The sequence below is a fragment of the Micromonospora lacuserhaii genome, from assembly GCF_036902735.1.
Lineage (GTDB): Bacteria > Actinomycetota > Actinomycetes > Mycobacteriales > Micromonosporaceae > Micromonospora.
Genome location: NZ_JBAKHO010000026.1, coordinates 16,194 through 40,361, shown reverse-complemented (window position 1 = coordinate 40,361; position 24,168 = coordinate 16,194). Strand labels below are relative to the sequence as shown.

Sequence of the window (24,168 nt, the reverse complement as noted above, 5' to 3'; positions counted from 1 at the left end):
GGCTCACCGATCCCGGAACGGGTGGGCGAGGCGGTACCTGCGGCGCCGGCCGCTGTAGTTGTCGGCGTACCGCTGCCAGCCCTTGCGCCAGGCCCTGTCGAGCCGGGCGAAGTGCTGGTCGGCCCGTTCGAGCTGACCGTCCGGGGACCGGGTCAACCACTGCCCGAGCGCCTGTTCGAGGCGTTTGACCTGCTGCGCGGCGGGCGGGCCCGAGCCGGAGACCAGGTAGTAGGCGAGCACCGCGGGCGCCTCGCCGTCCTCGGTCGTCAACGCGTCGACGAGCCGGTCGACGAAGGGGGGCATCAGGGACGGATGCCGGTCGAGGACCCCGTCGAGGTTGAGGAAGGCCACCACCCCGCTCAGCGCCACGACCACCTCGGCCTGCCGCATCTCGACCAGTCGTGCGGGGCAGTCGCGCAGCCGCTTGAGCAGGACCGCCTTGCCACGTTCGTCGGGGTTGCGGCGCAGTGCGGCGACGGCGTCGGTCAGCTTCTCGTCCTCGGCCAGTTCGGCGGCGATCCGGGCGGTGGGTGTCATCAGGCCGCGGGCGACCAGCCGGTGACAGAGGTCGAAGACGCGCGGGTCCGGCGCCGCGCCGCCGGTGACCTCGTCGGCGACCTTGCGGAAGACCTGGCCGGGCAGGCGCGCGCCGGCCGGGGCGAGGGCGAGCACCAGTTCCAGCTCCGCCGTCGTCGGCGCGGACTGGCTCCACAGCGCCCCCGCCAACCAGGAGAAGCGGTCGGGATCCTCGTTGGCGGTCAGGAACCGCCCGATCACCGCGTTCCGCTCGTCGCGGTGCCGCACCGCCGCGCCGAGCACCGCCTCCGCCAGCGGGGACGCCAGCGTCTCGACCCGGCGCAGCAGTGACCGCCACCAGCCGTCGCCGACCTCGGCCCTTTTCGTCGCGCCGAGCCGGGCGCGATCCGCCAGCACCGCCAGGAGCCGCTCGTCCAGCTCGTCGCCGCACGCGAGGCCGGCGGGGCGGACATCCCGCGGGTGGTCCGCCCAGTACCCGACGAAATCCTCGGCGGCTCCGGCGATGTCGGACCACTGCACGTCCACGTCGAACCGGGTCGCCACCCGCAGCAGCGCCTCGAACCGCTGCGGCGCCACGCCGGAGGTGAGCGCCTCGGTGAGGAGTTGCCGGGCCTGGTCGTCGTGGTCGGGGTGCCACTCGCCGGCTGGCAGCGGAGGCAGCCGGCGGTCGGTCACCGCGCCCCGGACGCGGGCGTCCTCCAACTCGCCGATGATGAGGGCGAGCCGGACGTCGGCCGCCTTGCCGGGCAGCAGGCCGTCACAACCGACCTCGTCGAGCAGCACCAGCACCCGCTGCGGCCAGCGCTCGGGCGTCTCGGCGAAGAGGTCCGCCACGTCGGCGCCGTACGCCCGGCGCATCCCCTCCGGTCCGGTACGCAACCACCCCACGATGGCCTCGGCGTGCCGGGGCTCGGGAAGGCGGTGCAGGATGGCGGCCAGCCCGAGCGCGGCGGCGGCCTCCTCCTCCGCCGCGCCGCCGTCGCCGGCCAGCCCGGACGCCGTCGCGACACCCAGGGCGTCCACCACGTCCCGCGGGTCCTCGGTCAGGAAGAGGTCGACCCACCGGCGGGCGGACGCGGTCGGTTCCATCGGCGTGTGCCGGTGCCGGTGCAGGTCGAACACGGCGTAGCCGAGCGCGTTGTCGATCCGGCCGGCCGGGCCCGCGAACTCCGGCAGGACCGCGACGACCGGCAACGCCGAGCGCGCCGGATCGGCCGAGAAGATCTTGAAGCCCAGCTCCAGCGCCCGCTCGCGGGGCAGCAGGAGGGTGCCGGCGACGAGCCAGCCCACGATCGAGGCGATGTCGTCGCCCACGAAGAGCACCCGCGGCCGCCCGGGCCGCCCGGCGTCGGCGAGCGCGCAGACCAGCGCCAGCAACGTCTCCCGGCCGTGCGGCTGGTCGAGGACGAAGGCCTGCGCGTGCGTCGGAGAGTGGCTGCCCGCCACTGCGTCGCCGAGCAGCACCGGATCCGAGCGGGTGGTCGGTGCCGGCGCGGTCGACCAGAACCCGGCCTGGAACAACTGGGCCGGCCGCAGGTCGGCGTAGCTGGCCGGGTCGGTGGTGACGATGGCGTGGGTGAGCTGGTTGCCCTCCCGGGTGCCGTTCGCCTCCCGGCCGAGGTAGAGCCCGGCCGCCGTGGCCAGGACGCCACCGGAGCTGATGTGCGCGAACGAGGGCGGGTACTGCTCGACGGGCCGCCGGTCGGCCATCCACCGCGACGGCGGTTCGTAGAGCAGGTGGTCCCTGACCAGGGTCTCCGCCGCCGCGGCGGAGTCCGCCGACCGGGCCTGGAACTGCAGGCCCGCGCTGCCGTTCAACCCCTGCCCCGGCCGGCAGTCGGTGTAGATCAGCGTCTCGAAGTGACCGCTCATCGGGCCGCCTGGCGGCGCGGCACCACGTTGAACTCGCTGAGCAGCCAGAGCAGCGGCTCGTCCACCCGGAACGGTTGGACCCCGCGCACGTCGACCCTGTTGGCGTCGTAGTCCGGCTCCGAGCCGAGCGCGGAGACCGTGAAGTAGCGGAAGTTCCGGTAGTTGAGGGTCAGGTGGGTGTCGATGTCGTCGGCGCCCCAGTCGTGCAGCAGCGCGCGGACGTGTTCGTGGGTCTCCCGTCCGGCCTGCTCGTCGTAGTAGGGGCCGGGCTCCGGACGGCGTACCAGGGGATGGTCGGCGCCGAGCACGTCGAAGAACGCGTCGATCTTGGCAAAGGCGACCGCCACGGGAATGGGGATGTTGCGGCGACCACCGAGGCGATGGCTGATCCGCAGGTTCTCGGTCACCCGGTTGACCACGTCGATGGTGCTCGCGTGGGTGTCGACGGCGGAGGCCGGCAGCCGGATCCGGTCCCGCGCCTGCGGGATCATGAACGGGTCGAGCAGCAGGATGAGCGCGTCGGCCGCGCCGAGGTAGCCGAGGTTGTCGACCGTCTCCTGGTCGAGCAGGTCCTCGCCGGCGGTGTCGAAGAAGGACAGGAAGGTCGTGTCGTAGCCGGTGATCCGGCGGTTCTGCCGCCAGGCGAACACGATCGGCTCACGTCGGCCGCGCGCCGCCTGGTTGGTACGTTGCAGAAGCATCCCGTCCGGGAACAGCTCGCCGGCCGGGTCGAGGAAGTCGATGCCGCCCCCGGTCTCGGGCCGGAACTGGCCGTCGCCGGCAAGCCGCACGTCGGCCCCGAACCGTTGCCCCATGCCCCGGCGGAGCTGGTGCGACAGCACCTTGAGGTACACGCTCTTGCCGGTGTGCCGGGCGCCGGCCATGGCGATCAGCGGGCTGCGCCCCTCGCCGAACGCCGCGGGCAGCCGGCTGTGGCAGTTCGGGCATACCTTGACCGCGGACTCGGTCCCGCAGTGCGGGCAGGGCGCGGCGGTCACCGGGCGCAGGGCGCGTCGGGGCCCGGCGAACGACGGCAGCACCAGCTCCTTGATGCCGAGTTCCCGCTCCCGCGCCTCGTCCCACTGCGGCTTGCAGGGCTCCTTCCCCGGCGACCGCCGCCCGGTGCACCGGAACCACGGCCCGCGGGGGTCGATCTTCCCGTAGCAGTACGGGCAGGAGAGGGTCGTCATGTCAGGACACCTTCATCTCGTCGATCGGATCGGTGACCCGCGCCCCCGGCGGCTGGACCACGAAACAGCGCAGCCAGTACGGCTTGGCCAGCCCGGCGGGCAGGATGAACGGCAGCTGCCACGGCGCGTCCGGGTGCAGCGAGAGCCCGGTCACCCGGCTCACCACGCGGCCGCGCTCGGCTCGAGCCGGCATCGCGACCCCGGAGGCGGCCACCAGGACCAGCTCCACCCCCTCGCACGGCTGGTCGACCTCGACGCTCAGCAGCCGCTTGCGGCTGAACAGGCCACCGTCGCGCCGGATGCGGTAGCCGAACGCGACGGGCACCCCGTCCACCGGCACCGACTCCGCGGCGGAGTACGTCTCGCCGCCGGCACCGCGCTCCACCGTCCGGACCGCGACCCGACCACCGGCGGGACCCACCCGCAGGCGGCAGCCCGACTCGGTGAACTGCCCCCGGGTCAGTCGCCGCACCGTCGGCGCGCCCTGCGGCGGGGTGAACGTGACCTCGGCCAGGTTCACCGATGGTGGCCACACCCACGCCACGTTGACCTCGTCACCCGTGCGGCGGGCGACGAGCTGCCGGACCGGCTCGGTCACCCCGAGCGCGAGGGGCTCGCCCACCACGGCGGTGTCCGTCGCCCGGTCCACGGTGAACGGGACGTACACGAACCGGCCGCTGGGCACGGTCACCTCGAGCAGGGTCTCCGCCTCCTGCACGATCCGGTCGCTGACCAGCGCCTCGCCGTACCCCTCCATCTCGTCGCGGCGGATCCGGGTGCCCGCCGCCCACGTCGGGCGCAGCTCCGACCGGCGGATGGACACTGTCCCGCCGGTCGGAGTGAGCCAGGCGAAGTGCGCGGTGGCCGTCCGCGCGTCGAGCGCGGTGACGTGCGCGCGCAGCCGCTCCACGTGCAGCGGCGCCGCGTCCCGCAGGACGGCGCGAGCCACCACCAACGGCCCCTCGACCTCGGCGCCGTGCTCGTCCCGGTAGACCGCGACGACGCCGTAGTAACGGTCGGTGCTCCCGTCCCCGATGTCGTCGGAGAGCCCGGCGCGGCTCGCGGTCACCGGCTCCCCGTCCTCGGCGGAGGCCGGCGGCCGGCCGAGGGTGCGACGCACCCGGACACTCTCCGCGGCCGGATGCGCCCGCCAGGAGCAGGACACCTCGTCGGGGCGGACCGACACCTGCACGGCCGTGACCGGCGGGACGATGCGCGTCGCCACGGTGGCGGGGCGCGACCAGTCCCCGCCGACGCTGGCGAAGACGCCGTAGAGCAGGGGCCGGGCGGGTGGTGCGGCCGCGTCCGTCGCCTCCGTCAGGGAGCCCTCGACGACCACCTCGCCGTCGCCGGCGGAGCGGGGCGGCCGGTCGGAGCGGACCACCCGGTAGCGCACCTGGGCCGTCTGGGCGGGCGGTGCCGTCCAGGTCAGCCGGACGCCGGTGTCGATCGCCCGCGCCGCCAGGTCACGTGGGGGCGGCGGCGCGAGCGCGGCCAGCCGGTCGGCGAGGTCGTCGTCGTCCGCGGCGATCCGCAGCGCCGACCGGAACAGCCGGGCCGCCTCGTCCTCGCGCTCCGACCGGGCGGCCTCGTCGGCGGCCCGTCGCAGCGACTCGACCTCGCCCAGCAGGGTGTCGACCTGGCCGCGCAGCTCGTCGCGGTGCGGGTCGTCCGCGGGCAGCACCGCGAGGGCCTGCCGGGCCGCGAGCAGCTGCCCGTCGGCGACCAGGTCGCGGATCCGCCCGGCCGGACCGGCCTCCTGGTCGGCGTCGAGCGGCAGGTTGGCCACCACCGACCGGGCGTCGGAGTGCTCCAGCCCGGTGTCGGTGGCGATCCGCACCAGCATCCCGTCCGCGAGCCCCCTGGCCCGCCCCGACCGGAGCCGGTCGACCACCTGGAACAGCGCCAGCAGGCGGAGGTCCACGCCGTCGGTGGCGGCCCGCTCCAGCAGGCCGAGGGCCTCCTTGCGGTGTCGCACCGCGGCGGCGTCGGCGAGCCGGTTCGCCTCCTCCGTCCGGGCTCGCACGGTGGCCGCGTCGAGCGGCACCGCCTCCGCCCCGAGCAGCCGGAACGGAGTGTCGTCGGGATGCACCACCTGGACGACGGTGGCCGCGCCGAGCAGGTCCTGGAGCCGGAGCAGCGAACGGTAGCCGGTGCGCTCCATGCCCGGCTCGGTCGGCAGCTCCACCGGGTCGACCACGGCCAGGCCGGCGCGGCGGACCGCCTCGTCGATCTGGCCGGCGTCCAGGCCCGGCCAGTGCCCGGCGATCTCCTTGAGCTGACCCCGGGTGATCCGGCCTAGGGCGCCGTACGCCTGGGCCAGGTCCCGGGCGAACCGCTCGGACTCCGCCCGCGCCCCGCGACCGTGTTCCTCGATCCGCTCCCGCCACCACGACGGCTCGAACATGGCCACGCCGTGCTCGGCGCGCAGCTGCTCGTCCCGGCTGAACAGCTGCGCGCAGACCCGGGCGGCGGTGTCGACGCCGCCCGAGCGCTGGTTCCACAGTCGCCGGACCGCCGTCAGGTGCTCCCGCAGCTCGGCCGCGGACATGTCCGGGGTGACCGCGTAGTGCCGGGCGAGATCGGTGGGCGACAGGCCGCCCGGCCGGTCCCGCAGCGGACCGATCACGTCGCGCAGGTATCCGCGCTGGTCGAACGCCATCGTGGTCAGCCCCGGACCGTGAGCCCCGCGACGACCTCCCGGGCCTCCTGCACTTCCTCCTCGCTGAGCACGCTGACCTGCACCTCGATGAGGAGTTCCTTGCCGCTGCTCGGCTCGACCGCGTGCAGCTTCAGCTGACCGCCGTCGCTGACGTCCATCGTGATGCTGATCGGCGAGTGCCGGGGCAGCGGGGGTAGCTGGCTGATCTGACCCTTGCCCCTGTCCACCGGCTTGTTCGCCGACAGCTCCGGGCTCTCCGCTGCCCCGGCCTGCTCGTAGAGCTCGATCTCGATCGCGGTCTGCCCCTCCGCCACCGTGCGGGCGCTCAGCTCGCGCTGCCTGATGGGCAACGACTCGTTCGCGTGCACCAGATGCTCGACGTAGAGCTTCTCCGGCTGGGACCGCCAGTCGGCCGCCGAGGTGTCCTGGAGCTTGACCCCGAACGACTTCGGCAGCACGGTGACGATCCGCTTGTTGGCGCTGGCGGTCAGCGCCTCCTCGTCCATCCCGGTCGCCAGCGCCAGCGCCTGGACCCGCTCACGCTGCTCCTCGACGGTGGGCGCCGAGCCCTCGCCGTCCCACGCCCACAGCGCCCGGCTGAGCGCGTAGCGGGCCGCGCCCTTGGCCACCGCCAGGTCGGGGTCGTGCAGACGCGGCGCCCAGCCCCACTTCTCGGTCAGCCTCCTCGCCACGGCGGGCATCTTGCTGGAACCCCCCACCAGCAGCACCTCGTCGACGGCGGCGGCCGGGTCGTCGACCCCGAGCTTCTCGCCGAGCGTGCGCAGCGTGCGTTCGGTGTACACCACCGTCCGGTCGAGCAGGTCGCCGGTGATCTCCTCGAACGTCTCCCGGCTGACCTCCACCGAGGCGGACGCGCCCGCGTAGCGCATCGGCACCTTGCGCGACGTCACGGTCGACAACTGCCGCTTGACCTCCTCGGCGGTCAGCGCGAGGTCCTGCATGAACTCCTCGTCCAGGGTCGGGTCCTCGGCCGGCTGGGCGCGGGCGACGAACTCGTCCACCAGGTACTGGACCAGGCGGGCGTCCCAGTCGGTGCCGCCGAGCTGCTGGTCGCCGTCGGTGCAGAGCACCTCGACGGCGTCCGCGCCGATCCGGATGATCGTGGTGTCGAAGGTGCCGCCGCCGAGGTCGTAGACGAGCACCGTCCGGGTGGTGGCGCCGTCGAGGTCGTACTGGAGGGCGGCGGCGACCGGCTCCGGCACCACCTCGACGACGTCCAGGCCGGCGATCCGGCCGGCGTTGCGGGTGGCGTCCCGCTCCAGCAGGCCGAAGTACGCGGGGACCGTGATCACGACCTTGCGGACCGGACGATTCGTGTAGTACTCGGCGTCCTGCGCCAGCTGCTTGAGGATCAGCGCGGAGATCGACTCAGGGGTGTACGTGGTCCCATCGAACTCCCACTGCGCCTCCTTGCCCATGCTCCGCTTGACCCGCTCCACCACCCGGGACGGGTAGAGCCGGGACACGTTCTTGGCGGCCTCGCCGACCACCACCTCACCGGTGTCCTGCTCGAAGTAGACGACCGAGGGGGTGGTCTCGTTGTTGGTGATGACGTTGCGGACGACGGCCGGCCGTCCGGTCTCGTCGACGTACGACACGACCGAGTACGTGGTACCCAGGTCGATGCCGTAGAAGGTGAGGTTCTCGTCCGACATCCTGCTCCTGTCCGCCGATCGATCGGCTGTCACGGGGTGGGCGTGGGCTGCTTGCCGCTCTCCGGCTCCGGATGGGGCTCGACCGTGGTGGGTTCCGGGTCGGGGACCCAGCGGTGCACCCGGACCGCGGCGGGCACGACGGTGCGCCCGGCCTCGACGTCGTGGTAGCCGTCGAGGACCACGGCGGCGACCGTGCCGTCCTGGCCGGGGTCGCTCGCCGGCACCGTCGCGGTGGCCCGGTGGGTCGACGGTTCGAAGGCGGCGCCGACCGCGGGGGCCACCACGGTGATGCCGCCCCGTTCCAGCGTCAGTTCGAGGTTGGCGGCGTAGCTGCGCAGCATGTCCGCGGCGGCCGCCGCGTCGAACGCCGGGGGTAGCCCGGCGGCGGTGCGCAGCAGGTCGTGGCGCAGCCGTTGCAGGTCGGTCAGGAGCGGGCGGAGCAGCAGCAGCCGCTCACCGGCCCGCAGCCGCTGGTTCTCCTCGTGCAGCCGGTCGATGACCTGCTCGCGGGCCGCGGCCCGGTCGTGCGTGCGGGCGATCTCGGCCCGCAGCCCGGCCAGCTCGCCGCCGAGCCGTTCCGCCAGCCCGGTCAGCTCGCCGCCCAGCCGCTGCGTCAGCTCGTCCAGCCGGTCCGGCTCGGTGGCCGGTGCGGGCGCGGACCCGACCACCGGCTCCGGCGGGATCTCCCCCGCAGGCTGCGCGGGGACCTCGACCGCCGGTGCCGGCGGATCCGGGTCGACGACGACGGCTTCCTCCTCGGGACCGTGCGCTTCCTCGTGCACCGGCGCTCCCTCCCCTGATCCATCCGGCAGTCGCGGTGGGCGTCTCGGTCTTCTCTGACGGACAGCTCCGCCGTCCGTCAGGGACAGACGACGGACGGCAGGGGCGGAGGACGATCAGCATGGTTCGGCGTACGGTGGCGGCCGTCGCGGCGGCGCTCACGGCGGTGGCGGTGGCCTGCCTGCCCGTCGCGCCGGCGGCGGGCGCCCCGGGGGACAGCGACGAGGTGTACGCGGCGCTCGGCGTCAACCGGGTGGCGGCCGACTACGTGGTGCTGGTCGACGTGTCCCGGTCGATGCGCGACGGCGGCCGGTACGAGCAGGTGAAGCGGGCGCTGCGGACGTTCCTGGCCGCCCTCGCCCCGGACGACCGGGTCGCCCTGGTCACCTTCGCCGATTCGGCGCGGGTGGTCCACGACGGCCCAGCCGGCCGCGCCCCCGACCAGCTGGTGGCGAAGCTGCCCAGGAGCGCGGACGGGCGGCACACCGACATCGGCGCGGCCGTCGAGACGAGTCTCCGGCTGCTGGGACGCAGGGGGACGCCGCCGATCGCCACCGTCGTCCTGCTCACCGATGGGCGGCACGACCCACCCGCCGGCAGCGCGTACCCGTTCGAGCAGGGCTACGCCTGGAACCAGCTCGTCCGTTCCGCCCGGTCGCTGAGGAAGACGTCCCTGAACGCGTATGCCGTGCCGCTGACCGGGTCGACGGGCGCGCCGCTGCTCGCCCGGGTCTACCCCGGCGCCAGGGTGCTCGCGCCCACGTCGATCGACCGGCTGGGCGCCCAACTGGAACAGCCGAAGGCGGCGGCCCGCGCGGCGAAGGCGCGCAGCCTCCTCGGCGAGGACGTGTCCCACGGGGTCCGGGTGAGCTGGCCGGCCGGCGCGGGACGGATCGGGGCCGGCCGGACCCGGCTGGAGGTCCGGCTCCGGTCGACCACCACGAGGATCCCGCTGGTCGTCGACCATCTCGTGGTGCGCAGCGACCGGTCGGACGTGCGGGTGTCCGTGCCCGGCGGGCCGGTGGAGCTGCCCGCCGGAGGCACCGCGACCGTCCCGGTGACGGTCGACTGGGACGCCGGCCCCCGCCGGGTCGCGCCGCTGGCCCGGGTCACCGGGGATGCGGCGTTCACCCTCGACGGCGAGGTCGACTCCCCGTGGGCGGCGGTGCTCACCGGTGAGCTGGGCGCGGACTTCGCCCCCCGGCTGGACGGCGGCCCGACCCGGGGCACCCTCTCCGCCCAGCGCGGCAGCATCGGGTGGTGGGCGCTGGGCGCCGCGCTGCTGGTGGCAATGGCAGCCGCCGGCTGGTGGGGCCGCGCGCGGCGGCTGCACCCGGCCCTCGCCGGCACGTTGCGTCTCCGCGACGACTCGGGCGGCGAACGCGACCTGGTGCTCACCGGCCGCCGGACCGCGATCACCGCGGACTCGACCGGGCTGCCCGGGTACGGCGAGGTGACCGCCCGCCGCTCCTCCGTCGGCGCGTCCGAGGTCCGGTTGGTGATCGGCTACTCCCGGGACGGCTCGGTGGCCGCCCGGGAGGTCGGCACCTGCGGCCCGGGGGAGACCGTCGCACTGGGCGGCGTCGACTTCACCTGGCGTACCGCGACGCCGGCGAGGTCCGGCCTGGTGGGCGGCCTCACCGGGCCGTCGCGGTGACCGGCGGCCCGGTCGAGGAGGCAACCGGCCTGCTGGGCGACGCCGACCTCCTCGCCCTCGGCGAGCTGGTACCCGCCGGTGGCCGAGGCCCAGGAGCGGACGGGCCGACCGAGCCGATCGGCGTACGGTGCGGGCGACCGCTGCTGTATCCCGTGCCCGGCGAGGACCTGCCGGTGCACCTGCGCCGCCGTGCCGAGGCCACCGGCGGGCGGTACGTGGGCGCCCTGTTCGCCTTCGATCTCGACACCCTGCCGCGGCGGCAGCGGTACACGGCCGCCCGGTTCGAGGTGACGCTCGCCGACCCGGCGGCCCTCGCGGCGCGGCTCGACGGCGACGGCGGCACGCTCGGCCTGAGCTGGCCGGCGGCGCTCGCCGAGCCGGCCTCGGCGACGGCGGTGCACACCGTGGCCGCGGCCCGGGCCCGACCGGGCTGGCTGGCCCGGCTGGCGAGCCGGGCGGGAACGCCCCGCGCCCACGTCTTCGGCATCCACCGCCACCAGTTCGGCTGGGTGTACGAGGACCCGCGAGGGGACCTGCTGGTGCCCCGCGTGCACGGCATGCACGCCCTGCTGGAGCTGCCGGCCGGCGCGACCCGGGTCGCCGGGACGCTCGACGTGCGGGTACGGGTGACGGCCGGACGCGACCCGTACAGCGCGGGGTTGCGCGAGTCGGTCACGTTCGACGAGGCGCTCGAGGCCGGCGGGACGGTCGAGGGCGCGGCGGTCCGGCTCTGCATGGCCGTCGACGTCACCGGCTACAGCCGGCGCAGCACCGCCGGCACCGAGCAGGTCCAGCGCGACCTGGTCGAGCTGCTGTCCCGGGTCCGGCGGGGAGCCGGCGTGCCGGACTCCGCCGTCCGGCCCCAGCCGCAGGGCGACGGCCAGTTCACCGTACTGCCGGCCGGGATCGACGAGTCGGTGGTGATCTCCCGCCTGGTCGCTGGCCTTGGCCGGCAGTTGCGCGCGCTCAACGCCGGCCGGCCGACGGCGGACCGGCTGCGGATGCGGGTGGCGCTGCACCGGGGCCTGGTCAAGCCCGCGCCGAACGGGTGGGTGGGTGCGTCGGCGATCGCCGTGCATCGGATCCTCGACAGCCCGCCGCTGCGGGACGCGTTGACCGCCCGTCCGGCCGTCGACTTCGTCCTGGGCCTGCCCGACGTGCTGTTCCAGGACGTCATCCGGCACGCCACCGAGCCGCCGCTGCCGGTGGACTTCGCCCCGGTCACCGTGGAGCTGCCCGCGAAGGGGTTCGTCGAGCACGGCTGGCTGCACATCGGACCGGAGGAGACGGCATGAGCACCCTGTACGCCCTGCTGGTCGGCATCAACGCGTACCGGGCGCCGGCGGTGCCCGACCTGCGCGGGTGTCGTACCGACGTGGCGGAGGCGCGGGCCTTCCTGGCGACCCGGCTGGCGCCCGGCGTCGCCCTCGACGCCCTGTCGCTGCACGACGGCCAGGCGACCCGGGCGGCGGTGATCGAGGCGTTCCGGTCCCACCTGGGTCAGGCCGGCCCGGCGGACTCCGCGCTGTTCTGGTTCAGCGGACACGGATCCGAGGCGCCCGCCCCGACGTGGTGGTTCGTGGAGCCGACGGGCATGTTGCAGACCCTGGTCTGCGCGGACAGCAGGGACGGCGGGGTGCCCGACCTGCTGGACAAGGAGCTGTCGATCCTGCTCGACGAGGTCGCCCGGCGGGCCGGGCACGTGGCGGTGGTCCTCGACTGCTGCCACTCGGCGGGCGGCACCCGGGAACTGCCGGGCACCCGCGCCCGGATGGTGGCGCCGATGGCCGCCGCGCCGGTCCGGGAGCTGCTCCTGCCGGAGCTGGTGCACGCGGCGCCCGAAGGGACGCCCGCCCCGGAGCACGTCGCGCTGGCCGCCTGCCGGTCCCACGAACTGGCCCAGGAGATGGAGCTGGGCGGCCGGCGGCGGGGCCTGTTCAGCTGGGCTCTGCTGAACGCCCTCGGCCGGCTCGGCCCGGCGGCGACGTACCGGGACCTGCTGGTCGCGGCGCAGACGGAGGTGGAGCAGAACGCGTACCGGCAGGTGCCGCAGCTGACGCCGGCCGCCCGGGGGATGGCCGACCGGCCCTTCCTCGGCAGCCGGCTGGCCCCACCCGCCTCCGGCCTGCTGCTGCGGTACGCCCGCCAGGGGTGGGAGGTCGGCGCCGGCAGTTGTCACGGCCTGGTCGGTGACGCCGCGACGGACGAGATCCGGCTGGCCGTGGTGGGCGAGTTCCCGGTGCGGGAGGTCCGGGTGGTCCAGGTGCTCCCGGAACGGAGCCTGGTCGAGCCGGTCGGCTGGCAGCCCGAGCGGGACCGGCAGTACCGGATGGCGCTCAGCCGGGTGCCGCTGCCCGCCACCACCGTGGCGGTGGGTGGGCCGGGCCAGGACCGGGCCACCGCCGCGACGGTGCTCGCCGCGCTGCGCTCCGCCGGTCCCGGGGGCGGGCCGTCGCCGCACCTGCGCCCGGTCGACCCGTCGCACGTCGACTTTGCGCCGGAGCTGCGGGTGCACGTGCCGCGGCGCGGGGTGGTCACCGTGCTGGACCGGCGCGGTGTCCGGCTCGCCGGGGAGCTGACCGACGTCGACCGGGACGGGGCGCGGCAGACCGTCCACGTCCTGGAGCACATCGCCCGGTGGCGGCAGCTCCGGGAGCTGAACAACCCGGTGACCGGCCTGGCCGGCGCGGTGACGGTGGAGGTGGTCGCGGCACGACCGGGGGAACGCCTCGCGCCGTTCGACCGGCCGCCCGTCGCCGCCGACGCCGACGGGGTGGTGCGGCTCCGCTACGGGCGGGGGCCGGGCGGCTGGACGCCGCCGACCTTCTTCATCCGCCTGCACAACCGCGGTGACCGGAAGCTGTTCTGCGTCCTGTTGGACCTGACCGAGCGGTTCCGGGTGCACGCCGAGCTCTTCCCGGGGGACTTCGTCGCGCCGGGCGGGCGGGCGGCGGCCCTGCGGGGACGCCGGGTCGTGGCGACGCCCGGTTCGGTACCCGAGCCCGGTGCCCGGGTGCGGGACTGGCTCAAGCTGGTGGTGGCCGAGGAGCAGTTCAGTCCGGAACCGTTCGAGATGCCGGCGCTCGGCGCGCCGCGCGGGGTGGACCGCGGGCCGCTGGCCGTCCGGGGGTTCCTCGACCGGGTCGGTCGCGCCGTCCAGCACCGCGACCTGGCGGCGTCCGCCGAGGACGGCGCGTACGACTGGACGACGGTGACCGTCCCCCTGGAGGTGGCGGTGCCCCGGGAGTAAGCGGTCGGCTCAGAGCCCCCGCAGCACCATCGCGGTCCGGTACGCGGGGTCGGTGAGGTCCAGGTCGGTGCGCCCGGCGAGGGTCGCCGGCAGCTGGGCGGGGGCGATCCTCCCGGAGTCGCGGAGCCGTCGGCCGACCGCCCGGACGGCGGCGGCCGGGCGCAGCCCACCGCGGACCAGTTCGGTGTGCAGGATGGTGAGCATCAGCGTGGCGACCGGGCGGGGTACCGGCCGGACCCAGTCGACCACGGCGGTGAAGCCGGCGGTGAGCAGCGCGTCGGCGAGCGGCCCGGATCCCGCGCCGACGGGTGGCAGCACGGCCAGCCCACCCTCCGCCCCGGCGCGGCCCGCCCGCCCGGCGATCGCGGCGGGGGTCAGCGCGGCCGGCCCGGCGAGGGCCAGCGCACCGTCGGCGTCGACGCCGCAGTCCAGGTGCAGCATCGACGCGTCGAGGTGGGCGAGGACCTCGTCCGGGGTGCCGGCGCCGTCGGCGCCCGACCCGACCCGGCCGAGCACGACCGACCGTGGGTAGAGGCGTCGGAGCCGCTCCACCTCGGCCGGGCCGCGGTCGCCCCGGGGATCGGCGACGAGCACCGGCGCCTCGGTGACCCGCATCGGCACCCGGGCGGCCAGCTCGGCCGCCTGCCGGGCCGAGGTGACGTGGGAGACCACTGCCGGGTCGTCGTCCGGCAACGGGCCGGCGCCCACGACCACGACCCGGTCCGGCAGGGCCCGACCGGGCGGGACGTGGTCGAACCGGCCGGTCTCCGCGCGCAGCAGCAGTGTGCCGTCCGCCCGGGGCCAGGCCAGTGCCGCGACCCGTACGCCGCGCAGCGCCGCCGCCACCGGGGCGAAGCCGGCGTGCAGGGTCTCGCCCAGCCGTCCGGCGGGGTGGCGCTCGTCGAGCAGCCGGGCCAGGTCCACGGCGAGCGGGACGACGCCGGACGGCTCGGCGGGCAGGGCGTCCGCGGCGGCCAGCAGGTGCCCGGCGGCCGAGCGGGCGTCGTCGTCGGTGTCGCCCCAGCCGTCGTCGGCGTCGTCCCTGCCGCGCAGGTACACCGCCACCGCCAGGGTGACCCGGTCCGCGGCGGTGGCCGCGACTCCCGCCGCGTGGGCGACCGAGCTGGCCAGCCCCACCAGGTCGTCCACCAGCCCGACCTGCGGGGCCGGGGCGCCGGGGCGCAGCAGCGCGGCGAGGGCGGCGGACGGTTCGCCGCCGCCGAGCCGTTCCCTGACGGCGTGGCGCAGCGCCGCCGGGTCGGGCGGTGCCGGCGCCGGCCGTGGTGTGGGTACGGATGCCTCCGCCCGGTCCGGCACGGTCACGACGGTGACGGGACGGTCCAGCGGGTCGACGGTGGCCGTGGCGGACAGGTCGAACAGGGAGGGCATCGAGAGTCCGGCCACGGCGCCGCTGCTCATCCGCTGCTGCATCTCCTGGAGGGTGGCCATCAGCCGCATCATGGGTCCGAGGTCGAACGGGACGGCGCCGCCCCGCGGCGTACGGAAGAAGTCCCGCACCGCCTCGGCCATCTCCAGCATGACCTTCGTGGCCTCGGCCATCTCGGCGCCCAACTGGTCGGCGGCGACCACCTGGCGGAAACACTCCACCGCCCGCTCGGCCTCGGCCAGCGTGGCGGGGTCCGCCGGGGTGCCGCTCAGCAGCCCCGTGACCCCGTTGGAGCCGAGGCCGCGTACCAGCCCGGTCACGTAGAGCTGACCGAGGGCGAAGCGGGCGATGAGGGGGAAGACCGGTGGCAGTCCCACCGCCGCGACGGCCTCCTCCAGCAGCCCGATCGCCTTCTCCCGGTCCTCGTGCGGGCCGCCGTGCGCGACGTGCCGGGCGCTCAGCAGCCAGCCCAGCTGGGCGGCGATCTGCGCGCGTAGGGGGTCGCCGGGGCCGAACATGTCGTACGCCTCCGCCAGGCAGTCGATCGCGTCGTCGAGCATCGGCTGCCCGGTCGCCTGCCCGGGGCCGATCCGCCAGTAGCGGTCGACCAGGATCTGGGAGAGTTCCATCAGGGGTCGGACGCGGGCGGGGCCGGTCAGCCGGGCCAGCTGAGCCCGCAGCCGCGTCTCCTTGTCCTCGTTCACGATCGGCCCCTCTCGTCTCCGTGCGGTCGCATCACTGTCCCCAGTGGACGAATCCGGCCCAGGCCGTGACGTGGGAGAGCTCGTCGTGGGCCAGGTGTCGGTGCAGCGGCGCCGGCATCCCCTCCGGAATGGACCGGTCCGGGTCGAGCATCCAGCCCTGCGCCCGCCGCAGCGCCTCCCACGCCGGCAGTCCCTCCGCGATCAGGTGGTGGTGGAACATGTACATCAGCACCGAGGTGGCCCGGTCGGGGATGGCCCACTGGGTCGACAGCACCGACCGGACGCCGCCGGCGAGGAAGGCCGTGCCCAGGCTGTACGCCTCGTCGTAGCCGCTGATCGCAAGCCCGGTCCGGCAGGCGGCGAGCACGATCAGCCCGATGGCCCGATCCGGGGAGCGCGCCGTCAGCTCGACCAGCTCCTCCGCGGTCAGCCGTCCACCGCCGGCCAGCAGGAGGTAGGAGGTGGCCGCCGCCGGGTCGGTGTTGATGACGCCGTGACAGGCGAGGTGCAGCATCGCACCGGCACCGGGGTTGTCGCCGGTGAGCCAGGCCCGCACCTCGTCGACGCTGCCGGGACCGGACCGGCTCGGCGACCCGTCGACCCGCCGGCCCACGTACCGGCCGCCGGGATAGAACGACCGGTGGATGGCGTACGCCTCGACCCGGGCCGCGGCCAGGTCCGGCGCCGCACCGCCCGGGTCCGGATCCCCGACCACCAGGCCCACCGGGGTCGGCGCGACCGGAGGAAGGGCCGCCGAGTGGCAGAGCATCCGGGCCGAGGCGGCCTGCGAGATGGCGACCAGCCGCACCGCGTACGTGCCGTCCGGCCGGCGGGCCGCCTGCCACGGGATCCGGGCGAGCTCCCCCATCGGCACCAGCACCATCCGGGGCGGTCGCCCGGTGGCCGGGCCGGGAAGGGCGGGCAGGTACCGCTGCACCAGCGGGCCGATCGCCGCCCGCCACGCCCAGTCGCACATGGCGTCGAGGCTGCCGGCGAAGTCGGCGGGGTCGTCGAGCGCGGTCAGGTCCCGCTCCGGGTCCGCGATGACCGCGTCGCGTCGGACCAGGGCCCTGAGGTAGCGCTCCACGTCCAGGTCGTCGAAGAGGTGCAGGTTGGGCAGGGCCATGTAGGCGGGCGGGCCCTGCGCCGGCGCGATGACCGCGTAGCCGGGCACCGGTGCCGCGCCCGGCATCAGGTAGACGAGCGCGTCCGCGTCGAGGGTGTGCAGCGCGGCGCGGATCTCGCCGAGCGTCGGCGCGTCGAGCAGGGCCCCCGCGCTGCTCCGCTCGGTGAGCACGGTGAGCACCTCGCGACGCAGGTCGATCGGGACCTCCTCCGCCGCGCCGGACGCGGTGGTCGTCCGCCAGCGCGACGCGAGGTCGGGTCGGCCCGCGCCCTCGAGGCGACCGGGGATCTGCCGGTTCTCGGTCGCCGCGTAGAGGGCCAGTCCCCGACCCGCGTCGAGCGCGCGGATCGCGCTGGCCGGATCGTGGAACACCAGGCACTGCCGCGCGACGTCGACGGCGTCCTGGGCGGCCCGGCGCGCCGCGGCGTTGGCCGCCCTCAGGTCGGTCTGCAGCAGCACCCGCCAGGCGTGTTCGCGCAGGCCCTCCAGGGCGACGGTGTGCGGGTCGGCCGCGCCGGCGTGCCGCCGCCGTACCTGCGACAGCAGCTCGTTGATCGCCGACCACAGGGGGTGGGCCGGCCCACCGGCCAGCCGCTTCGCCCGCCCCAGCACCTCGTCGGCCTCGACCGCGTCCGACAACGAGCCGGTCACCTCGCTGCGGCGGACCAGCCCGAGGGCCAGGCCGAACAGGTGCGAGGCGAGACGGGGGTCGTCGGGTGGGGCGATGTCCACCGACGTCCGTAGGTGCGCGACGGCGTCTTCGATACGGGCCGGGTCGGTCTCCTCGCCGGCACCGAGCATCGTGCCGCCGATCCCGGCGTGGTACATCGCGCGGTCGCTGGGGGAGAGGTCGGGCCGTTGCGCCAGGGTCGTCATGGCGGCGAGCTGTTCGGCCGTGGCGGTGGGGACCGTCCCGTCCGGACCCTCGCCATGCATCGCCGCCAGCAGCGGCACCATCGTCTCGAGGGATACCACGGAGGCCCGGAGCGGATCGTCGGCCGGTAGCCGCTCCACCGTCTCGCGGAGCAGGTCGAAGGCCGGTCGGGGGTCGTCACCCCGGTGGTTCGCCGCCATCATGTCGGTCAGGCTGGCGAAGGCGTCGCCGAGCGTCGCCAGCGCCGGGTTGCCGGCGAACGCGTCGCGGAGCCGACGGGCCTCGCCGGGCAGCCGCTCCAACGTGGCCTCGTCACCGTCGTCCATCGCCCGCAGGGCGCCGATCATCGTCCTCATCCCGTCCCGCAGCGGCGCCACCGTCGCGTCGTCGCCCTCGGTCGTCGTCAGGGCGAGGAAGGCCTCCATCTCGGCGAGCGCGACCCGCGGGTCCGACACCTCTCCCTCCACCCCGGCGCGCAGTACCGCCATCGTTCGGGCCGCCGCGCGCACCTGCGGCCACTCCGGGGTGTCGGGTGGGCCCCCCCCGGCGATCTCCAGGAGGCGGTCGAGCTGCCGTAGCCGGCGGGGATCCGTCGACGGACTCCCGCGCACCAGGGCCCCCAGCAGGTCGGCCGCCAGAACGCCCCGGACCGGCAGGTCGGCCGGGAGCCGGTGCAGGTCCTCGATCGCCGCCTCCAGGTCACCCCGGCCGAAGGCCGCCCGGCTGATCACCACGCACCGCCCGGCGATGTCGGCCGCCCCGTCCACCCGCGCCCCCCTCCCGCGTGCCACCTTCCGACTACCTCACCTGACGGACCGCGAGGGTGGACCGGGCAGCGGGGGGCGGTGTTAGGGTCGGAACCGAACGACCGGATGAGGGAGACCAGACGTGGCAGGTGACGACGACATCTCCGGGTGAGACCGGAGTGTGCGGCCACCGGGCCGGCGCGCGAGAGCGCAGCCGCCGTGGCCATGTCGTCGTTCCACCGACCCGTCTCCCGCTGGGCGGCCCCGGCGCGCCCACGTCACCCATGAGGTTCCTCGCATGTCCGACGCGTTCATCGTCTGCTCGCACCTCTCCTTCTCCTGGCCGGACGACACCCCGGTGCTGGACGATCTCTCCTTCACCGTGGGCGCCGGCCGCACCGGCCTGGTCGCGTCCAACGGCGCCGGCAAGAGCACCCTGCTCCGGTTGATCGCCGGTGAACTGCGGCCGACCGGCGGCACCGTGACGGTCGACGGGGTGGTCGGCTACCTCCCGCAGACCCTCTCCCTGGCCGGCGAGCTGACCGTCGCCGAGGTTCTCGGGATCGCCCCGGTGCTGCACGCCCTGAACGCGATCGAGTCCGGGGACACCGCCGAGGAACACTTCACCACCGTCGGCAACGACTGGGACGTGGAGGAGCGCAGCCGGGTCGAGCTGGACCGGCTGGGCCTGACCGACGTCGCGCTCACCCGGCGCCTGCACACCCTCAGCGGCGGCCAGGTCGTCTCCCTCGGCCTGGCGGCTCAGCTGCTCAAGCGGCCCGACGTCCTGCTCCTCGACGAGCCCACCAACAACCTCGACATCGAGGCCCGCCACAAGCTCTACGGCGTGCTGGAGAACTGGGGCGGCTGCCTGCTGCTGGTCAGCCACGACCGGGCGCTGCTCGACCGGATGGACCGGATCCTCGAACTGGACCGGGGCGGGGTCCGCGCATACGGCGGCAACTTCACCGCGTACGCCGAGGCGGTCAGCGCCGCGCGGGAGGTGGCCGAGAAGAACGTCCGCAACGCCGAGCAGGAGGTCAGGCGGGAGAAGCGGGAGATGCAACAGGCCCGGGAGCGGGCCGAGCGCCGACAGGGCAACGCCGCCCGGAACCTCGGCAGCGCCGGCCTGGCCCGGATCGTCGCCGGCGGTCTGAAGCGCAGCGCGCAGGAGTCGGCGGGGAGGGCCAGCGGGATGCACGCCGCGCGGGTCGGCGACGCCCGGGCCCGGCTCGACGAGGCCGAACGCGCCCTGCGCGACGACCAGCGGATCACCGGGGAGCTGCCCGGGACGAACGTCCCGGCCGGTCGTACCGTCTTCACCGGGGAACGGATGCAGGTCCGGCACGGCGGCCGGGCCCTCTTCGCCGGGGACGGGATCGAGCTGACCATCCGGGGACCGGAGCGGATCGCGTTGACCGGGCCGAACGGCGCCGGCAAGTCGACCCTGCTGCGGTTGGTCACCGGCGAGCTGTCGCCGGAGGGCGGCGCGACCCGACGGGCCGACGGCCGGGTCGCCTACCTGTCGCAGCGGCTGGACCTGCTGGACGTCGACCGTACGGTGGCGGAAAACCTGGCCGCCTTCGCGCCCGGCGTGCCGGATGCGGAGCGGATGAACCTGCTCGCCCGGTTCCTGTTCCGTGGCGCCCGGGCGCACCTCCCGGTCGGGGTGCTCTCCGGCGGGGAGCCGTTGCGCGCCACCCTGGCCTGCGTGCTCTGCGCCGAGCCGGCCCCCCAGCTGCTGCTGCTGGACGAGCCGACCAACAACCTGGACCTGGTCAGCGTCGCTCAGCTGGAGAGCGCGCTGCAGGCGTACCAGGGGGCCTTCGTGGTGGTCAGCCACGACGAGCGGTTCCTCGCCGACATCGGGGTGGAGCGCTGGTTGCGGCTCGACGGGGGCCGGCTGGGGGAGGTCGGCGCCCCGGTGTGATCTCGGGGTCGCCGAGCCGGCAGCCAGATCCGTGCCGCGACCCGGGGCAGGCGACGACGGCAGGAAGGTCGTCGGCGCCGCGGGCTGCGGCTCGTAGGATCACCGGCATGCCGCGCATCGTCCAGCTGCTGGCCTCGCCGGTGCACCGCTACGTCGGCCGCCCCGCCGACGGTCCGGCGCCGGCGGCCCCCGGTGAACTGGTCGAGGAGATCCGGATCCGGGCCGGCCTGGGCATCGTCGGCGACCGGTACTTCGGCAGGCCTGCGCACCGCGAGGCGAGCGTGACGGTGATCGCCGCGGAGTCGCTGCCACCCGGGGCCGACCTGGTGCAGGTCCGGCGCAACATCCTGACCAGCGGCGTCGCCGTGGACGAGCTGGTCGGGTCGGTGCTGGTGCTGGACTCGGGGGACGGGCCGGTCAGGCTGCGGGTGCAGCAGCCGGCCCGCCCGTGCGCCTGGATGGACGTGGCCGTCGGCCCCGGCACGTGGAAGGCGTTACGGGGCAGGGGCGGGATCCGCTGCACGCCGCTGACCGATGGCGTCCTGCGGGTCGGCCCGGTGGACGTCACGGTCGCCGGCTAGGGACGCCGGGCTCGGCGGGCCCCGGTTCGACGTCGGTCGGTCGCGACCGGGTCGCATCGGTGAGAGCGCTCCGGTGACCTGCGGATGGTTGCCCCTTCGCAACGGTCGCGGTGTTTCCGGCAATGTGTAGCCTGCGAGCGTGAGCGACGATACCGCGGCACCCGACGCGGGGCATCCGATCCCGGTGCCCGGTGCCGCCGTCGTCCTGTTGTCGCAGGATTTCGCCGCCTCCAGCGTCACCGCCCTGCGCCACCGGCTGCACGCCGCGGTGAACGCCGCCGGGCTCACCGGCGACACCGGTGACGACTTCGTGCTCGCCGTGCACGAGCTCGTCGCCAACGCGGTACGCCACGGCGGTGGCCATGGCCGCCTCGATCTCCGGTGCGACGGCGACGTGTTGATCTGCGAGATCAGTGACAACGGCACCCCGACGGGCAGGCTGCCCGTGCGGCCGGCCGCCGTGGACGTCGCCGGCGGACGCGGACTCTGGTTGGCGCACCAGCTCACCGAGGGGCTGATCCTCACCCAGGGCCCGCACGGCGTCACCGCCACGGTCACGGCCTGCCTGTCGCCGGCCAGTCGCCCCGACGCGCCGTCCAACGGGCGACCGGACGGCCCGCAGACGTCCGCGGCGGTGAACTGACGGGTCCCGCATCGGGGCGGTGACCGGTCATCCACCGGTGGCCGGCCCGGAACGGCTGCCTTGAGCGCCGGGTCGGGCCCGGGCCCGAAGTCGCGGGCGGGTTCCACCGAAGGGGTGACCCGGGTCGGCCGTCGGCCGGATGGCCAGCGACGATGACTTTCCGTTGACTGGTGGCGACGCTGAGTTGCCGACGCGTCGGCGTCGCGCCACGTCGACGAGGGGAGGTCGTGGTGTACCAGTCTCCCGCGCGCGCCTTCGCCCGGATCGGCGCGACGCCGCCGGCGGCCCGGCCGGCGGTCGTGCTCGGCCGGGCCGTCGTGCTCGGGGCGAGCGTCGCCGGGCTGCTCGCCGCCCGAGTGCTCGCCGACCACGCGGAACACGTGCTGGTCGTGGATCGCGACGAGCTGGGCGGCGGCGCACGGGCCGGCGTGCCGCAGGGCACCCAGATGCACGTGCTGCTGCCCGCCGGCCTGGGCCAGCTCGAGCGGTGGTTCCCCGGCTTCTCCCGGCAGGCCGTGGCCGAGGGCGCCGCTGGTCTCCGCGGCCACCCGGCGCAGCTACCTCGACGGGCGGCGCAAGGTGCCCGGCTCGGACGTCGACATGATCGCGGCCAGCCGTCCCTTCCTGGAGGGGCTCCTGCGGCGTCGCACCCGGGAACTGCCCAACGTGACGGTGCTCCGCGCCCGGGTGACCGGCCTGGACTGCGACGGGGGCGCCGTCACCGGGGTACGCCACGAGACCGCCACCGGCCCCGCCACCACCCCCGCCGACTTCGTCGTCGACGCCACCGGCCGGGCGAGTCGGCTCGGTGACTGGCTGGAACGGGAGGGTTGGCAGCGCCCGCCCCAGCGGCGGCTGACCATCGACCTGCACTACGCGACCGCGACGTTCCGGCGTACCGAGGAGAACCCGGTGCCCAACGCCGTCCTGGCCGGCTTCAGCCCCGGCAACGGCGGTGACGTGGCCGGCGCGGCGTTCTCCGCCGTCGAGGACGGCCGGTGGATCGTGATGCTCGGCGGCTACGGCGACACCCGGCCCGGTCGCGACGGCGACGACCTGATCCGCCGCTGCCGCAAGGACTTCCCGCCGGAGTTCGCCCGGGTGGTCGACAACGAGCTGCTCGGCCCGGTCCGGACCTACCACCAGGCCGACAGCCGACGGCGGGACTTCCACCGCCTCGGGCGGCTGCCGGGGGGCCTGGTGGCCGTCGGCGACGCCGTCTCCTCGTTCAACCCGATCTACGGTCAGGGCATGTCGTCGGCCGCGTTGCACGCCTCCTGCCTGTCGGAGTACCTCCGCTCCGGCGCCGATCCCCGCCGCCACGCCCGGGAGTTCTTCGCCCGGCAGCGGATCGTCGTCGACGCGGCCTGGGGGATGTCGACCTCGGCCGACCTGGCCCGACCGTCGGTGGCCGGCCCCCGCCCGCGTGGCTTCCGGGTGTCCCGGTGGGTCAGCGACCAGATCGTCGCCGCGTCGGTGACCGACCCGGCCGTCGCCCGACGCTTCGACGCCGTGGTGGAGATGCGCAGCCATCCGAACTCCCTGGCCCGGCCCGGCACCCTGCTCCGCGCGTGGCGGGTCAACCGGTCCCGGGCGTAGTGACCCCGACGGGCGGCGGGTCCGGCCGGTCAGCCGCGGTTCATTCCCGGGTCGGGGGACACCCCGCTCACCGCCGATTCCAGCTCCTGGGTGCCGATCACCCGCAGCAGGCGCAGTCGCTCGGCCGCGTCGGTGCCCGACCTCGGGGTCAGCACCAGCAGCTTCTGGCACGCATCGGCGGTGACCAGGGTCTCGCAGTCGACCTCGACCGCGCCGACCACCGGATGCAGCAGCGTCTTGCGGTCGAAGCGGCGCACCGCCACGTCGTGGGTCGCCCAGAGCCGCGCGAACTCCTCGCTGCCCGCGCGCAGCCGTCCGACCAGATCGGCCACGTCCGCGTCGCCGTGCCGGCGGGCCGCCGTGGCCCGCAGGTCCGCCACGATCACCCGGGACTGCCGGTCGTGGTCCTCGGCCGGGTACAGGGCGCGGGCCGCCGGGTCGGTGAACCACCGCCACGCGAAGCTGCGTCGCCAACCCGAGTGCCGGGCGTCGTCGCCCAGCAGCGCCCGGGCGAGCGGATTCTGCGCCACCGTGACCCCGAGGTCGTCGATCACCTGCGCGGGCAGGTCGACCAGGTGGTCCAGCAGGGTGAGCAGGCCGGGCCGGACGTGGCCGGTCGGGCGGTGGACCGCCGGCGGGCGGCGGCCGGCCAGGTGGAACAGGTGATCGCGCTCGTCCGTGGTCAGCCGCAGCGCGCGGGCGATCGCCGCGAGCATGCTCTCCGACGGTTGCGGGCCGCGCCCCTGCTCCAACCGGACGTACGTGTCCGGGGAGGCGTTGGCCAGCGCGGCCACCTCCTCCCGGCGGAGCCCCGGCGTCCGCCGGCGGGACCCCACCGGCAACCCCACGTCGGCCGGGCGCAGCCGCTCCCGGTGCCGGCGCAGGAAGTCGGCCAGCTCCACGCGTTGCATCCGCCCCGCCCCACCCGTCGCCTCGCTCACGCGTACCAGGCTG

At 75.3% G+C, this 24,168-nt stretch carries 15 protein-coding genes; 7 read left to right on the top strand and 8 right to left on the bottom strand.

Annotated elements, in window-relative coordinates; all coding sequences use genetic code 11:
* Nucleotides 1–3: 3 nt before the first annotated feature.
* Genes V6U81_RS17415 through grpE form a run of 5 tightly spaced genes read right to left on the bottom strand, consistent with a single transcriptional unit; the run spans nucleotide 4 to nucleotide 8,719 of the window.
* Nucleotides 4–2,409, bottom strand: a complete 2,406-nt coding sequence (locus V6U81_RS17415) for a GTPase-associated protein 1-related protein (RefSeq protein WP_334490643.1) — start codon at nucleotides 2,407–2,409, stop codon at nucleotides 4–6.
* Nucleotides 2,406–3,599, bottom strand: a complete 1,194-nt coding sequence (locus V6U81_RS17410) for a hypothetical protein (protein WP_334490642.1) — start codon at nucleotides 3,597–3,599, stop codon at nucleotides 2,406–2,408. Before V6U81_RS17410 ends, V6U81_RS17415 begins: the two co-directional genes overlap by 4 nt.
* A gap of 1 nt (nucleotide 3,600) precedes the next feature.
* A complete protein-coding gene (locus V6U81_RS17405; RefSeq protein WP_334490641.1) occupies nucleotides 3,601–6,261 on the bottom strand; it encodes a SaeA-related protein in 2,661 nt (886 codons plus the stop codon).
* 5 nt (nucleotides 6,262–6,266) lie between these two features.
* Nucleotides 6,267–7,937, bottom strand: a complete 1,671-nt coding sequence (locus V6U81_RS17400) for an Hsp70 family protein (protein ID WP_334490640.1) — start codon at nucleotides 7,935–7,937, stop codon at nucleotides 6,267–6,269.
* Between the two features lie 29 nt (nucleotides 7,938–7,966).
* Entirely contained in the window at nucleotides 7,967–8,719 is a 753-nt protein-coding gene (gene grpE / locus V6U81_RS17395; RefSeq protein ID WP_334490639.1) for a nucleotide exchange factor GrpE, read from the bottom strand.
* Between the two features lie 119 nt (nucleotides 8,720–8,838).
* Between grpE and V6U81_RS17390 the strand changes: the two genes are divergently transcribed.
* Genes V6U81_RS17390 through V6U81_RS17380 form a run of 3 tightly spaced genes read left to right on the top strand, consistent with a single transcriptional unit; the run spans nucleotide 8,839 to nucleotide 13,624 of the window.
* Nucleotides 8,839–10,374, top strand: a complete 1,536-nt coding sequence (locus V6U81_RS17390; RefSeq protein WP_334490637.1) for a VWA domain-containing protein — start codon at nucleotides 8,839–8,841, stop codon at nucleotides 10,372–10,374.
* Nucleotides 10,371–11,669, top strand: a complete 1,299-nt coding sequence (locus V6U81_RS17385; RefSeq protein ID WP_334490636.1) for a hypothetical protein — start codon at nucleotides 10,371–10,373, stop codon at nucleotides 11,667–11,669. Before V6U81_RS17390 ends, V6U81_RS17385 begins: the two co-directional genes overlap by 4 nt.
* A complete protein-coding gene (locus V6U81_RS17380) occupies nucleotides 11,666–13,624 on the top strand; it encodes a caspase family protein (protein ID WP_334490635.1) in 1,959 nt (652 codons plus the stop codon). The genes V6U81_RS17385 and V6U81_RS17380 overlap by 4 nt, the downstream gene beginning before the upstream one ends.
* A 9-nt stretch (nucleotides 13,625–13,633) precedes the next feature.
* On the opposite strand, the gene V6U81_RS17375 is transcribed toward V6U81_RS17380, so the two are convergent.
* Together V6U81_RS17375 and V6U81_RS17370 are read right to left on the bottom strand one after the other, a co-directional pair.
* Nucleotides 13,634–15,715 carry a hypothetical protein gene (locus V6U81_RS17375; RefSeq protein ID WP_334490634.1) on the bottom strand — a complete coding sequence of 694 codons (2,082 nt, stop codon included), beginning with the start codon at nucleotides 15,713–15,715 and terminating at the stop codon, nucleotides 13,634–13,636.
* Between the two features lie 31 nt (nucleotides 15,716–15,746).
* Nucleotides 15,747–18,506 (bottom strand): CHAT domain-containing protein, encoded by a 2,760-nt coding sequence (locus tag V6U81_RS17370; protein WP_334490632.1) that lies wholly within the window; start codon nucleotides 18,504–18,506, stop codon nucleotides 15,747–15,749.
* A 253-nt stretch (nucleotides 18,507–18,759) separates the two neighbouring features.
* Between V6U81_RS17370 and abc-f the strand changes: the two genes are divergently transcribed.
* From abc-f to V6U81_RS17350, 4 genes are all read left to right on the top strand, one after another.
* A complete protein-coding gene (abc-f, locus tag V6U81_RS17365) occupies nucleotides 18,760–20,391 on the top strand; it encodes a ribosomal protection-like ABC-F family protein (RefSeq protein WP_334490630.1) in 1,632 nt (543 codons plus the stop codon).
* 107 nt (nucleotides 20,392–20,498) lie between these two features.
* Entirely contained in the window at nucleotides 20,499–20,972 is a 474-nt protein-coding gene (locus tag V6U81_RS17360) for an MOSC domain-containing protein (protein WP_334490628.1), read from the top strand.
* 139 nt (nucleotides 20,973–21,111) lie between these two features.
* Nucleotides 21,112–21,615: an ATP-binding protein gene (locus V6U81_RS17355; RefSeq protein ID WP_334490626.1), complete on the top strand. Its 504-nt coding sequence runs from the start codon at nucleotides 21,112–21,114 to the stop codon at nucleotides 21,613–21,615.
* Between the two features lie 579 nt (nucleotides 21,616–22,194).
* Nucleotides 22,195–23,214, top strand: a complete 1,020-nt coding sequence (locus V6U81_RS17350; RefSeq protein ID WP_334490624.1) for an FAD-dependent oxidoreductase — start codon at nucleotides 22,195–22,197, stop codon at nucleotides 23,212–23,214.
* A 29-nt stretch (nucleotides 23,215–23,243) separates the two neighbouring features.
* On the opposite strand, the gene V6U81_RS17345 is transcribed toward V6U81_RS17350, so the two are convergent.
* Nucleotides 23,244–24,125 (bottom strand): helix-turn-helix transcriptional regulator, encoded by an 882-nt coding sequence (locus V6U81_RS17345; RefSeq protein ID WP_334490694.1) that lies wholly within the window; start codon nucleotides 24,123–24,125, stop codon nucleotides 23,244–23,246.
* Between the last annotated feature and the right edge of the window lie 43 nt (nucleotides 24,126–24,168).